11 protein-coding genes are annotated in these 12,326 nt (G+C 61.3%); 3 read left to right on the top strand and 8 right to left on the bottom strand.

The window, feature by feature from the left end:
• The first annotated feature begins 81 nt into the window (after positions 1-81).
• Positions 82-1,392, top strand: coding sequence for an MFS transporter (locus ABOK31_RS11890; RefSeq protein ID WP_349956171.1), 1,311 nt, complete (start codon positions 82-84; stop codon positions 1,390-1,392).
• 31 nt (positions 1,393-1,423) lie between these two features.
• On the opposite strand, the gene ABOK31_RS11885 is transcribed toward ABOK31_RS11890, so the two are convergent.
• The 3 genes from ABOK31_RS11885 to ABOK31_RS11875 form a co-directional block, all read right to left on the bottom strand.
• Positions 1,424-1,930 (bottom strand): MarR family transcriptional regulator, encoded by a 507-nt coding sequence (locus ABOK31_RS11885; protein WP_112340509.1) that lies wholly within the window; start codon positions 1,928-1,930, stop codon positions 1,424-1,426.
• A gap of 24 nt (positions 1,931-1,954) precedes the next feature.
• Entirely contained in the window at positions 1,955-3,544 is a 1,590-nt protein-coding gene (locus ABOK31_RS11880) for an NAD(P)/FAD-dependent oxidoreductase (protein ID WP_349956170.1), read from the bottom strand.
• Between the two features lie 72 nt (positions 3,545-3,616).
• Positions 3,617-4,399, bottom strand: a complete 783-nt coding sequence (locus tag ABOK31_RS11875; protein ID WP_174172057.1) for a cyclase family protein — start codon at positions 4,397-4,399, stop codon at positions 3,617-3,619.
• 399 nt (positions 4,400-4,798) lie between these two features.
• On the opposite strand from ABOK31_RS11875, the gene ABOK31_RS11870 reads away from it, so the two are divergent.
• Together ABOK31_RS11870 and ABOK31_RS11865 are read left to right on the top strand one after the other, a co-directional pair.
• Positions 4,799-6,367 carry an NAD(P)/FAD-dependent oxidoreductase gene (locus ABOK31_RS11870; RefSeq protein WP_349956169.1) on the top strand — a complete coding sequence of 523 codons (1,569 nt, stop codon included), beginning with the start codon at positions 4,799-4,801 and terminating at the stop codon, positions 6,365-6,367.
• Positions 6,368-6,464: 97 nt separating this feature from the next.
• On the top strand, positions 6,465-6,980 hold the full coding sequence (locus ABOK31_RS11865) for a MarR family transcriptional regulator (protein WP_174172059.1): 516 nt from the start codon (positions 6,465-6,467) through the stop codon (positions 6,978-6,980).
• Between the two features lie 63 nt (positions 6,981-7,043).
• Here ABOK31_RS11865 and ABOK31_RS11860 read toward each other — a convergent pair whose 3' ends face one another.
• The 5 genes from ABOK31_RS11860 to ABOK31_RS11840 form a co-directional block, all read right to left on the bottom strand.
• Positions 7,044-7,718, bottom strand: coding sequence for an amino acid ABC transporter permease (locus ABOK31_RS11860; RefSeq protein WP_174172060.1), 675 nt, complete (start codon positions 7,716-7,718; stop codon positions 7,044-7,046).
• 94 nt (positions 7,719-7,812) lie between these two features.
• Positions 7,813-8,610 carry an ABC transporter substrate-binding protein gene (locus ABOK31_RS11855; RefSeq protein ID WP_349956168.1) on the bottom strand — a complete coding sequence of 266 codons (798 nt, stop codon included), beginning with the start codon at positions 8,608-8,610 and terminating at the stop codon, positions 7,813-7,815.
• Between the two features lie 82 nt (positions 8,611-8,692).
• Complete coding sequence (locus ABOK31_RS11850; RefSeq protein WP_349956167.1) at positions 8,693-9,901, bottom strand: pyridoxal phosphate-dependent aminotransferase; 1,209 nt, start codon at positions 9,899-9,901, stop codon at positions 8,693-8,695.
• Positions 9,902-10,095: 194 nt separating this feature from the next.
• Positions 10,096-10,872 carry an aldolase/citrate lyase family protein gene (locus tag ABOK31_RS11845; protein ID WP_349956166.1) on the bottom strand — a complete coding sequence of 259 codons (777 nt, stop codon included), beginning with the start codon at positions 10,870-10,872 and terminating at the stop codon, positions 10,096-10,098.
• A 164-nt stretch (positions 10,873-11,036) separates the two neighbouring features.
• Entirely contained in the window at positions 11,037-12,317 is a 1,281-nt protein-coding gene (locus tag ABOK31_RS11840; RefSeq protein ID WP_349956165.1) for a cysteine desulfurase-like protein, read from the bottom strand.
• Positions 12,318-12,326: the final 9 nt, after the last annotated feature.

Below are 12,326 nucleotides of genomic sequence, written 5' to 3'. Positions count from 1 at the left end.
ACGGCGCAAGAATCAACCCGCGCTCACTCCGGACGCAAATAATATCGGCCAAGACCGATAATTCCAAAAGGGAACAGTCGCATGGACACTCTTCGAAATGGCGCTGCGAAGGACCTTTCGAGTCCTCGCGGCGTAGAGATCTCGCATGCCAAAAGCCTTGTCGTCGTGCTCATCTGCTGGCTGGCGATCTTTGCAGAGGGCTATGATGTCGGCGTTCTCGGCGCCATTCTGCCGGCGCTGTCCACGGACAATGTCTGGCACCTCACGCCGCTTCAGCTCGGCGCGTTGGGCAGCTACACCGTCTTCGGCATGCTTGTCGGCGGCATCGTCGTCGGAACGCTCAGCGAGCTTTATGGCCGCAAGCCGATGTTTCTTGCCTGCCTCTCGCTGTTTGCCGTCTGCACGGCTATCACCGCATGGTCTCCGACCCCGACATGGTTCGGCGTCAGTCGTTTTGCCGCCGGTCTCGGCCTCGGCGGCATCATTCCTCTGGCTGCGGCACTGACCATCGAATATTCGCCGACCGCGAAGAAGAATCTCAATTATGGCATCATGTATTCCGGCTATTCGCTCGGCCTGTTCGCCGCCGCGCTCGTCGGCAGATGGCTGCTGCCGGACTATGGATGGCGGCCCGTCGTCCTCGTCGGCGCGCTGCCTGTGCTGTTCGTGCCCATCATGGCGTCGTTGCTGCCCGAGTCGCTTGATTTCCTCGTCGCGAAGGGGCGCAGCGAGAATGCGAAGCGGCTTGCTGCCCGGCTTGGCGTTTCCGTTCCTGCGGGAAGCGCGCCCAGGGAAACCGGCCTCGGCTGGCGCGCAGTGTTGGGTGAGATCTTTTTGCCGAGAAACGCCTTCGCCACCGCCTGCTTCTGGATCGCGCTGTTCATGGGGTTGCTCCTCGTCTACGGGCTGGCCCAGTGGCTACCGCAGATCATGCGCAAGAGTGGCTATGATCTGGGCGACAGCCTGCTGTTTCTGGCGGTCTTCAGCTTCACCTCGGCGATTGGCGGCATCGTGCTCGGTCAGTGGGCGGATCGTTTCGGCGTGCGGCTGACCGTGACGCTGTCCTATCTGCTAGGCGCCGTCGGCATCGCGCTTCTCGCCTTCAAGGGTCCCATCTGGCTGAACTATACGGTCGTCGCCATTGCCGGTTTCGGTACGGTCTCGGCATCGCTGATCCTCACCGGCTATCTTGCCGCTTACCTGCAGCCTTTCGTGCGAGCGGCCGGCACCGGCTGGGCGTTGAGCTTTTCGCGCATCGGCGCGCTATCCAGCCCGCTGATGGGCGGATACATCGCCAGCCTCAATGTCGGCCCGGAATGGAATTTTTACGTGTTCGCGATCGTTGCCGCGATCGCCGCACTGGCGACGTCGCTCATTCCGAACAGGCGATAATTCGATCGAGAGGAGTGCCGTTTGGGCCGGCTCAAATCTCGTGCTTGCGGATGTTGTGCAGCACTTTATGCAGGGTCGAGATGAAGGTGCGATATTCGGCTTCATCGACACCGTCGAACATCTGCAGGAACAAGTCGTACATGGTCGGCCAGACCTTTTCGAAGGCCGCACGGCCTTCCTCGGTGATCGAGACATCGCGGATGCGCATGTCTTCGGCTCGGGGCTGGCGACGGATATAGCCCTGCTGTTCGAGAGAGTCCAAGGTGCGGCTCATCGTCGATTGCTCGGTGACGGCAAAGACGGAGAGCTCGTTGATGGTGACGCTGGAGGAGACGCTGAGGACGGCGAGCGCACGCATTTTGGCGGTCGTCATATCGTATTCGCGCAGCTCTTCAGAAAGATTGGCGTTCCAGCGCGCCATCAGCCGGTTCATGAGATAGGGCGCGAAGTGATTGAGGCCGATTTCGCCCATGGTCGGGCGCTTTGCGTTCTCATCCCGCTTGCGCCTCAAAACGGTGCCTGAAAACCGTTCCTCCATCGACGATACTCCTCCGGAAACGTTTTACTTCAGCGACGATGCGAGCAGGAAGCCGGAGCCCCCACCAAGGCCTGGACCGGGATGCGCCGAAGCGCCGATGTGGTAGAGGCCCGATATGTGGGTGCGGTGGTTAACAGATGACTTGAATGGACGCCAGATGAAAAACTGGTCGAGGCCGCAATAGCCGCCGTAAGGGTCGCCGCCGACGAGGTTCATGTTCATCGCTTCGAGATCACCCGGCGAATAGGCGCGACGTGCGAGCCTTATGCTCGCAAAATTCTCGATGTGGCTCGCAAGCAGCGCTTCGATACGGTCGGCGTAGAGCTCGCGCACATCTTCCGTCCAGCGGCCATCCTCCGGCGTTGCGATTTGGCCTGCGGCATCGCCCTTGATATGGCGCGGCGCTTCTGGCAACTGCAGCCAGAGGATCGATTTTCCGTCCGGCGCGCGGCTGGGATCGAGCGCGACGGGCTGGCCGACGCAGACGGTGGGCTCGGCTGGCAACAGCCCGCGTTCGCATTCGTTGGCGGCGCGCGATACGCCGTCGAGGCCGGGTGTCAGGTGCAGCAGCGCCACCTTCCCGAGTTCGGCATTGGCTTTCCAGCGCGGCGGCTCGGAAAGCGCGTAGTGTATCTGCATGTCGCCCTTGCCATAGCGATAGCTGGCAACGCCCGATTTGACCTCCGGCGGCAGCGGATCCGGCCAATCCTTCATCAGCCGTTCGTAAAGCTGGTTGGGGGTTGTCGAGCAGATTACCCCGGCCTTCGCCTTCAACGTTTCGCCATTTGCAAGACGCACGCCATCGGCACTGCGATTGTGGTCTGGAATGATGGCCGCGACATCGGCATTCACACGAATTTCACCGCCATTGTCGGAAATCAGTCGTTCGAAGGCCGTCAGCAGTTTGTCGGCACCGCCCTTGACGATCGGCGCGCCGCCCAGCTCCAGCGCAAAGCCGATCACCTTCAGCATTTCGGCGGAATAGGCGCTTTCGGGGCCGAGGCCGCAATGAAGCACCCAGGGCGCCCACAGAGCGTGAATATCCTCGGATCTGTAACTGGTTTCGAGATAGCCGCGCGCCGGCGTCAGGGCGTCGCCAAACCAGGCCGCAAGCTTGCGCAACCCGCGGTTCCAGCCCTGCTTTGCAACGGTCTTCAGGGTCGAGCTCGACCATAGCGCGCCGCCGAGCAGGGAAAACAGGAATGGCGCCTCGGCGGCAAGCGCTTCCATCTCACGCGAGAAGGTCTGCCCGTCGCCGAGCGACAGTTCGTCGAAGGTAGCGATATTTCGCCGCCGGTCCTTGGAGAAGATCACATGCGAACCGTCGGGCCGCAGCACGCCTGTCGGAAGGTCGGCATGGGCGAACTCCAGGCCCCGCGCTTCCAGATCCTTGCCGATGGCGCCATAGGCCGGCGAGGTGAGGAACAGCACCATGGTCGTCGCCATGACGTCGTGAATGAAGTCAGGCTCGGTGATCTCCTCGGTGCGAAGACAACCGCCTATGCGGTCGTTGCGCTCGAGAACGAGCACCTTGTGACCCTTTTTGCCGAGCATCGCGGCGGCGACAAGCGCATTTATGCCGCTGCCGACGATGATGTAGTCATGATCGCCCATTGCTGCCGCCCCTCATTGGCAAGATGAACGGAAAGGAGGAGCCCGCCCTCAGGCTCCTGCCTCTACAGCCTGTCATGCAATCAATGCCAGTGCGCGAACCGGCGAACCGGTGCCCTTGACGAACTTCAGCGGAGCGGCGATCAGGACGGCGCCCTTGGCCGGAAGCTGATCGAGGTTCGAGAGGCTCGCTAGGCCATAGCGATTGGCCTTGTGCATGAGGTTGTGCGCCGGGAAAGGTGGGTTCATGCCGCCGGCGGAACCGGCATCTGTGCCGATCGTTTCCGAACCCCAGCCGATGATGCCCTTGGTGAGCAGATATTCGATCGCCTCGGCCGTCGGGCCGGGAGAATGCGGGCCGTTCTCATCGGCATTCAGGAAGGTTTCGGTCGAGCCGTTGCGCTTGTACCAGTCGGTGCGTAGCAGCACCCAGCTGCCGGGCTCGATCGCGCCGTGCTGGGCTTCCCATTCCTTGATGCTGTCGACCGTCAGCAGATAGTCGGGATTTGCCGCGGCTTCCTTCGAGCGGTCGATGACATTGACCGGCGCCACGAAGTTTTGCGGCGGGATGGTGTCGGTCGTGTTGTTCGGGTTGTCCTTGCCGGTGATCCAATGGCAGGGCGCATCGAAATGCGTGCCGGTGTGCTCGCCGAGTTCCAGCCAGTTCCAGGCCCAGAACGGGCCATCCTGGTTATATTCGGAGATCGTATGGACCTTGACGTTGGGCGTGTTCTTGCCGAACTGTGGCGGCAGGTAGAGCACCGGCGTATCCGGGCCGAGCGGCGCGGTTAGATCGACGACCTTGACGGAGCCCGAAAGCAGGGCCGAGGCGAGGCTGGCGAGTGTGGTAGCGGTCATATTTTTGAGTTCCCCTTGTTGTCGCGTGATCCCATGCAAAGAGCCTTTTTGCGGGTCTTTTGTTCAGGATCAGGCATGAAGTCGGTATCGCCAGGCGCGGGGTGCCTTTCCTCCTGGCACCGGCTCCGCGCGGCGGCGGAATGAAGGGAGCCTATGTCACAATATATGATATTGCAAGCATTCTGACATACTCCCGAAGGGCAAAATGGGTACGTCTTCCAGTGATAACAGGGCGCGCGTAAATGGCTGAAAATAAAGAAATAATCTCAATGAAATTTGGTAGGAATCCATTTTGGGTTGCGCTTCTCTGCGGCTATTCGTGCCAATAGGTGCTTGAAGCTTAAAGCTCAAGATGTATGCATGTGACAATAATAATAACCGACGAAAGAGGGGCAAGCGATGAGCTATGATGCGATCATAGTGGGAGCCGGTCACAATGGCCTGGCGGCGGCGGTGCATTTGGCCGCCAAGGGCTGGAAAGTCGCCGTCATCGAGGGCAATGCGGAGCCTGGCGGTGCAGTTAAAACCCGTGAGGTGACGCTGCCCGGTTTTCGGCACGATCTCTGCGCGATGAACCTCTCCATGTTCGCCGGCTCGGCCTTTTTTGCGCAGTATAAGAACGAGCTGCAGGCCGAGGGGCTGGGCTTCGTGCCGGCTGCGGATTGCTTCGCCAGCGTCTTCCGTGACAACACCTATCTCGGCGTCAGCACCGATCTGGAAAAGACCGCCGGCGCGATCGCCGATATCTCCCCGCAGGATGCCGCTGCCTGGCGTCATATGCTCTCGCAGTTCGGTGCGGATGCCCCGCATATCTTCGGTCTGCTCGGCTCGCCTATGCCTTCCATGGCCGCCGTCAAGGTCGTCTGGAAAGCCTGGCGGGAGAAGGGGATGGGCTGGGTCTACGACACGGCGTGCATGCTCTTTGCCTCGCCTCGCGATTTTCTTGATGCCCGCTTTCAGAACACCAAGCTCAAGACGATGATGGCCGCCTGGGGGCTGCATCTCGATTTTGCCCCCGATGTCGCCGGCGGTGCGCTGTTTCCCTATCTCGAATCCATGGCCAATCAGGCCTTCGGCATGGTGATCGGCAAGGGTGGGGCCGATATCATCATCAACTCGATGGCGGCCGTGCTGAAAAGCAAGGGCGGCGAGCTGATGCTCGGCACGCGCGTCGACAAGATCGTCACGGCGGGCGGCAAGGCGACGGGCGTGGTCCTTGCCGATGGCCGCCGCTATGAAGCAAAGCGCGCCGTCATCGCCAATGTCCACCCGCAGATCCTGTTCGGCAAGCTCCTGGATCAGGACCCGGCGCGCCGGGAGTTCGACGGCAAGGTCAAGCGCTTTCGCGCCGGACCCGGCACGATGATGATCCATCTGGCGCTGTCGAGCCTTCCGGACTGGACGGCGGGCAAGGCACTGCAGAATTTCGCCTATGTGCATATCGCGCCCGATCTCGAGATGATGTCGCGTGTCTATGCCGAGGCGATGGGCGGCCTGCTGCCGGTCGAGCCTGCCTTGGTGGTCGGGCAGCCGACGGCGATCGATCCGTCGCGCGCGCCGGCCGGCCAGCATGTGCTCTGGATACAGGTGCGTGTTCTGCCGGCGGAATTCCATGGCGATGCCGCCGGCCAGATCAGCGGCGCGGGCTGGGACGAGATCAAGGATGCCTATGCTGAGCGCGTCCTCGACATCGTCGAGCGCTATGCGCCGGGCTTGCGTGGCAAGATACTGGGCCGCTCGGTCTTTTCGCCGGTCGATCTCGAACGCGAGAATCCGAATCTTGTCGGCGGCGACAACCTTTCGGGCAGCCATCATCTCGACCAGAATTTCCTGTTCCGCCCCGTTGCAGGCTATTCGCGATACAAGACGCCGGTGGCATCGCTCTATATGTGCGGTGCCTCGACATGGCCGGGCGCGGGGACGGGTGCCGGTTCCGGTTTCATGTTGGGGAAAATGCTGGCCAAGTGACGGTCACATGACTTGACGCTCGAACCTTTGACATTTCAAATATCGTTCCCTAGATCGCTTAGATTGATGATGCGGAACGATAGGCCGAGGCGACGTCATGACAGAGTCCGAGAGTGCAACCGTTGATCTGGAGATCATTGTTCAGGGAGCGCAGGAAGGCAAAAAGCTCGAATTGCGGCTCTGGCTGCGTATGCTGTCGACAACCAAGCTGATCTCGCAGGAAATCCGCCGTCGGCTGCGCAATGAGTTCGGCGCAACCCTGCCGCAATTCGACCTGATGGCGCAGCTCTATCGCGAACGCGAGGGATTGCGGCTCGGAGAGCTGTCGAAGCGCACCATGGTCACCAACGGCAATGTCACCGGGCTTGTCGAACGGCTGGAAGCGGACGGCCTCGTGCTGCGCGTGACGCCCGACGGGGACAGGCGGGTGACGGTCGCGAAGCTGACGGAGAAGGGTGAGACGTCGTTCAGCGCCATGGCTGCGGCCCATGAAGGCTGGCTACGCGACATGATGGCGGATGTCGATCCCGCCATCGTCAGCGAGCTGTGGCGGGATATCGGCGCGGTGAAGTCATCGGTGAGCAACCATCTTTCAGGCAGCGATTTCGATTGATGTAAAGCATGTCGCGCAAAAGTGTATAGCGGTTTTGCGGTAACGACAGGCTTCAACGAGGACCTATCTGGCGCGCTCGTTCTTGAACTTCTTCTCGAGCACGCTGACGAGGCGCACCATCGGCCAGAGCAGGATGATGTAGATCAGCGCGGCCATGATGAGCGGCGAGGGGTTGGCGTAGAAACCCTGAGCATTCTGTCCCTCTTTCAGCAGTTCGGGCAGCGCCACGGTCGAGGCGAGCGACGTATCCTTGAACATCGACACGCAGTTGCTCGTCGTCGGCGGAATGACGATGCGGACCGCCTGCGGCAGAACGACCTTATAGAGCGTAATCAGGAACGGAATGCCGAGGGCTGCGGCGGCCTCGAACTGGCCGCGCGGCACGCTTTCGATGCCCGAGCGAAAGACTTCGGCCGAATAGGCGGCAAGCACGATCGAGAAGCCGAGGATCGCCGACCACCAGGCCGAAAAGCTGATGCCGACGAAGGGCAGCGCGTAATAGATCAGGATCAGCACGACCAGCATGGGCATGGCGCGCATGATGTCGATATAGGCGATCATCAGAAGCTGCAGCGGCTTCGGGGCATAGAGGCGAATCAGACTAACGACGAGGCCGCTGGTCACGCCGATCAGGATGCTGACCACGCCGAGCGCGATAGTCATCCAAAGCCCGCGCAGGAGCTGCGGGAAAGCCGAGATCATGACGTCGGAATTGAGGAAGGTATCGACGAAAGACATTGGCGCTCCCGTGTGCAGGACGAAGATGAGATTTGCTTACATTTACGCCGGCCGTGGTGGCCGGCGTAAAGTCATATCGAGGATGATCTTTTGATCACGCCTTGGGGATTGGCAATTCGGTGACGGTGGAGGAGCCTGCCGGTGCCTTGCCGCCGAACCACTTCTCGTGGATCTTTTCGAGCGTGCCGTCCTTCTTCATCGCAGTGATGGCATCGTTGATCTTGGCGACGAGCGGCGAATCCTTGGTCATCATCAGGCCGTACTGCTCTCCGGTCTTGATGCGATCCTTGATGGCGAAGCCCTTGGTCTTGACGAAGAGATACTGCATGCCGGGGATGTCGCTGACGACGGCGTCGATGCGGCCGGCGCCGAGATCGAGGAACATATCCTGCTGCGAATTGTAGCCCTTGACGTCGGCAAAGCCTTGTGCGGCCCTGTTATCGTTGACCCATTTCTCACCCGTCGAGCCGGAGAGGACGCCGACGGTCTTGCCCTTGAGATCGGCGAGCGTCTTGATCGAGCTGCCTTCCTTGGTGGCGACACCCATGTCGGAGTCGTAATAAGGCTGCGTGAAGGACTGCGACTTCAGTCGTTCCGGTGTGATCGTGATGGACGAGATCGCCACGTCGATGCGCTTCGAGCTGGTTGCCGCGAATAGGGCCTGGAAGCCGTAGTCGGCGATGTTGGTCGTCATGCCGGCGCGCTTGGCCGCTTCGTTGACGATATCGACCTCGAAGCCTTCGAAGCCGCCATTTGCGGTCTTGTATTCGAAGGGCGGGTTGTTCGGATACGAGCCGACATTCAAGACATCGGCGGCATAGGCAAAGTGGCTTCCGCCGGCCAGGCCAACGGCGGTCACAAGGACCAGCAGACTGCGACGAGTAATGGGCATTTTCTTGGTCTCCCTCTGGTTATGGCTGCGGGCTTTTCCTCTCACCCGCGGTATTCCCCGTCCGCCCGCACGGGCGGCCGTATCATGTCATCGCGTTGACCATGCGATCGAGCGCGATGCGCATCTGCTCGGTTTCGCGGAAGGTGCACATGCGCAGGAAGGCTCGGGACGCATCGCCGAAGTGATATCCAGGCGCCAGGCCGACGCGGGCCGTTTCGAGGATGCGCTCGCAGAGCGCCGTCGCATCCGGTTCGCCCTGTAGCGCGAAGAAGGCGTACATGCCGCCGCGCGGCTTCTCCGGCAGGATCATGCCCGGTATCTTCGGCAGCTTCTCATAGGCCAGATCGAGGCCGGCCTTGATGCGTGCGCGGATTTCTGAAACCAGCGGCTCGCCTTCACGCAGAGCGGCGGCGGCACCGGCCTGAACCATGGCCGAGGTGCCGCTGTTGATATATTGCGTCATGGCGCCGAGCTGGTCGGCAATGGCAGACGGGTGCGTCAGCCAGCCGACGCGCCAGCCGGTCATCGCCCAGGCCTTGGAAAAGCTGTTGATCGCGATCACACGATCGCCATCCTCGGCCACCTGGAGGATCGAAGGGGCAATCTCGCCGTCGAAATAGAGGCGGGCATAGACCTCGTCGGAGATGATCCAGATGCCGGTGCGGCGGCCGAAATCCAAGAGCGCCTGCATTTCTTCGCGTGAGGCTGTCCAGCCAGTCGGATTGGAAGGCGTCGAGAGGAAGATAGCGCGGGTGCGGGCATCGCAACGGGCAAAAAGCTTGTCGAGGTCGAGGCGCCAGTCGGTGTCGAAATCGAGCGACACGGCGCGGGGCTCGCCGCCGATCAGGTGGATGGCGTTGTGGATGTTCGGCCATTGCGGCGCGACATAGACGACGTTGGTGCCGACATCGACGAGCAGTTCGAGCGCCATATAGAGCGCCTGCATGCCACCGGGCGCGACCGTGGTGCGCTCGATCGGGATGGGGCGGCCGTGCCAGTGCGTCTGATAGTCCGACAGGGCTTCGTTCAGCGTCGCGAGCCCCCGCATATTCGGAACGTAGAAGGTGGCGCCGTCGTCGAGCGTCTTCTTAGCAGCATCGCGGATGAACTCCGGCGTCACGATATCGCCTTCGCCGAACCAGAGCGGAATGACGCCGCCAAGTTCGCGGGCGCGTTTGGCCAGGACGGCGATGTTGTCGGTGCGCATGTCGCGGATCTGAGCGCGAATGCCTTCGAGGGCATCGCGGCCTGATATCGCGTTCGGCAGGTTATGCTGCGGTAGAAGAGACAAGGAATTTCCCCTGGGAATTCGGTATTGAAGGGTTCAAACGGCTGCGGCAGCTTTCACTTGAGCAACCCCTCAATTTCGAATGGTTATCCAAAAACAACTGCATTTCAAGGACAAATTTTAAGCTTAAAAAGTCTACCTTCCTGCTCGGTTTTCCGTTGCCCTTCCATGCGGTAACTCTCTGATAAAAATCAGCTTTATTTCTTCGCTCCGCCATGTTTTCCCGCTCTTGCGGCATCGACGCCGGCAGCCAGGCTTGCACCGAGAAACATCGTGTCGCTTGCCAGCATGAAGAAGCTTATGCCGGCTTCCGACCATGCGCCGATATCGTCCGCCGAAGGGCGGAAGATGCCGACCGTTCGGTCGGCAGACAGGGCGGTCTTTGTGATTGTGTTGATCGCCGCGTCGAGCCTGTCCTTGCCCGCGGGACCCATAGCATCGATCGAGACGGAGAGATCGCCGGGGCCGATGAAGATCAGGTCGATGCCATCGACGGCCGCGATCTCGGCGATATTGGCAAGCCCCTCGGCCGTTTCGACCTGGATGGCAAGCACGAGTTCGGCGTTGGCCTTGGCGAGGTAATCCGTAATGCGGTAACCATAAGCGGCCGCACGACCCGGACCGACGCCGCGCGCGCCGAGCGGGGGATAGCGCGTGGCCTTGACGGCGGCGCGGGCCTGCTCCGCCGTCGAAACGCGGGGCACGAGAACGCCTGCGGCACCCGCATCCAGAACGGCCGCGATATCTTCAGCCGCATGGCCGGGTACGCGAACCATTGCGGGAACGCGATGGACGTCGGCTGCGCGGATCAGATCCTCGATGCGCTCGCGGCTGATCTGCGAATGCTCCCAGTCGATGCAGAGGAAATCGACGCCGGAGGCTGCCGTGACTTCGATGGCGACGGGATGCGGAATGGCCGCAAACGTGCCGACGAGCAGCTTCTGTTCCATACAGTTCCGGCGGAAATCGCTCATCGGCATCCTCATATTTCAGCGGCCCTCCCCACGAGGGATAGGCCGAAAAGACACAGGGCAATCTGCCCCGAATTTCGGGGCAGCTTCCGTGCCGATCTGGCACCGGCACGGAGGCATTGCGGTGGCGGAGTTGTTCGGGCGCCGCCACCGCTCACAGGCACGGCTTACTTGCGCCGCGCCATGATCTCGGTCAGGGCCGCGTCGAACCGAGCGATCTCTTCGACCTTGTTATAATGCACCAACGACACGCGGATGGCACCTGTTTCCATGGAAAGGCCAAGGCGCTTCATCAGGCGCGGCGCAAACATGTGGCCGTCACGCAGGCCAATGCGTTGCTTGCCCATCTCGTCGGCAAATTCCTGTGGCGTGATGCCTGGCATGTTGAAGCAGATCGTGGGAACGCGCTGCTCAAGGCGGCTCTCGTCGGAGATGCCGTAGATCACCGCGCCGTGACGCTTGAGCACCGCGATCATCTCGCGCGAAAGCATCAGTTCGTACCGGCGGATCGCGCCCATGGCGGCGGCGAGCGCCTCACGGCGGCTATGGTTGCCATCACGCAGGAAACGGCGGCCGAGACCTTCCAGATATTTGACCGCGGCATTCATTCCGGCGACGTTCTCATAGGTGAAGGTGCCGACCTCGATCTTGTAGGGCGGTACATCCGGAATGAAATCCTCCTTGAATGTGGGAAGCTTGACCAGCGCGTCATAGCGGCCCCACAGGAAGCCCATATGCGGCGAGAAATTCTTGTAGCCGGAGCAGACGAGGTAGTCGCAGCCCCAGGCCTGCACGTCGATCAGGCCATGCGGGCCGTAGTGGACGCAATCGAGGAAGGTTTCGGCGCCGGCGGCGGCGGCCAGTTTGCAGACGGCGGCGACATCGACGATCGTGCCGATGGAATGGGCCGTCACGGTGCAGGCGACGAGGCGGGTCTTGTCGTTGAGCAGCGGCTTCAGATCTTCCACATGCAGCGTGCCGTCCTCGCGCATACGCCACCAGACGATCTTGGCGCCATCGGCTTCCAGCGCCATCCAGGTGGCGATGTTGGCGTCGTGATCCATGTCGGTGACGACGATTTCGTTGCGATTGCCGAGCAGCTTGGCAATGCCGAGGCTCACAAGCCGAATGAAGGATGTGGCGTTCTGGCCGAAGGAGATTTCTTCCGGGCGATAGGCATTAACAAGCATGGCGACGCTTTCGCGCGCTTCTTCCAGATTGCGGTCGACGCCCTGGCTATGCTGGTATTTCGCCATACGCTGGACGTTGAAATCGATCAGGTGGTTGGCAACCGCATCGACCACCGTCTGGGGCACCTGTGCGCCGCCCGCATTGTCGAGAAAGACGAAATCGCCGGCCTTCTGGATGGCCGGGAACATGGCGCGGACCTCGTCGACCGGGAAGCTGTTGTGACCGACGAATTGCGATGCGGAAGCGGCGGAGCTCATGGGGATCTC

The sequence above is a fragment of the Rhizobium sp. ZPR4 genome, assembly GCF_040215725.1.
Lineage (GTDB): Bacteria > Pseudomonadota > Alphaproteobacteria > Rhizobiales > Rhizobiaceae > Rhizobium > Rhizobium rhizogenes_D.
This window is presented reverse-complemented; position numbering and strand designations above follow the sequence as displayed.

Bases quoted from the DNA above. Each gene is read 5' to 3' on its own strand.
- ABOK31_RS11890 (WP_349956171.1), top strand. From the start codon at position 82: ATGGACACTCTTCGAAATGGCGCTGCGAAGGACCTTTCGAGTCCTCGC.
- ABOK31_RS11885 (WP_112340509.1), bottom strand. From the start codon at position 1,930: ATGGAGGAACGGTTTTCAGGCACCGTTTTGAGGCGCAAGCGGGATGAG.
- ABOK31_RS11880 (WP_349956170.1), bottom strand. From the start codon at position 3,544: ATGGGCGATCATGACTACATCATCGTCGGCAGCGGCATAAATGCGCTT.
- ABOK31_RS11875 (WP_174172057.1), bottom strand. From the start codon at position 4,399: ATGACCGCTACCACACTCGCCAGCCTCGCCTCGGCCCTGCTTTCGGGC.
- ABOK31_RS11870 (WP_349956169.1), top strand. From the start codon at position 4,799: ATGAGCTATGATGCGATCATAGTGGGAGCCGGTCACAATGGCCTGGCG.
- ABOK31_RS11865 (WP_174172059.1), top strand. From the start codon at position 6,465: ATGACAGAGTCCGAGAGTGCAACCGTTGATCTGGAGATCATTGTTCAG.
- ABOK31_RS11860 (WP_174172060.1), bottom strand. From the start codon at position 7,718: ATGTCTTTCGTCGATACCTTCCTCAATTCCGACGTCATGATCTCGGCT.
- ABOK31_RS11855 (WP_349956168.1), bottom strand. From the start codon at position 8,610: ATGCCCATTACTCGTCGCAGTCTGCTGGTCCTTGTGACCGCCGTTGGC.
- ABOK31_RS11845 (WP_349956166.1), bottom strand. From the start codon at position 10,872: ATGAGCGATTTCCGCCGGAACTGTATGGAACAGAAGCTGCTCGTCGGC.
- ABOK31_RS11840 (WP_349956165.1), bottom strand. From the start codon at position 12,317: ATGAGCTCCGCCGCTTCCGCATCGCAATTCGTCGGTCACAACAGCTTC.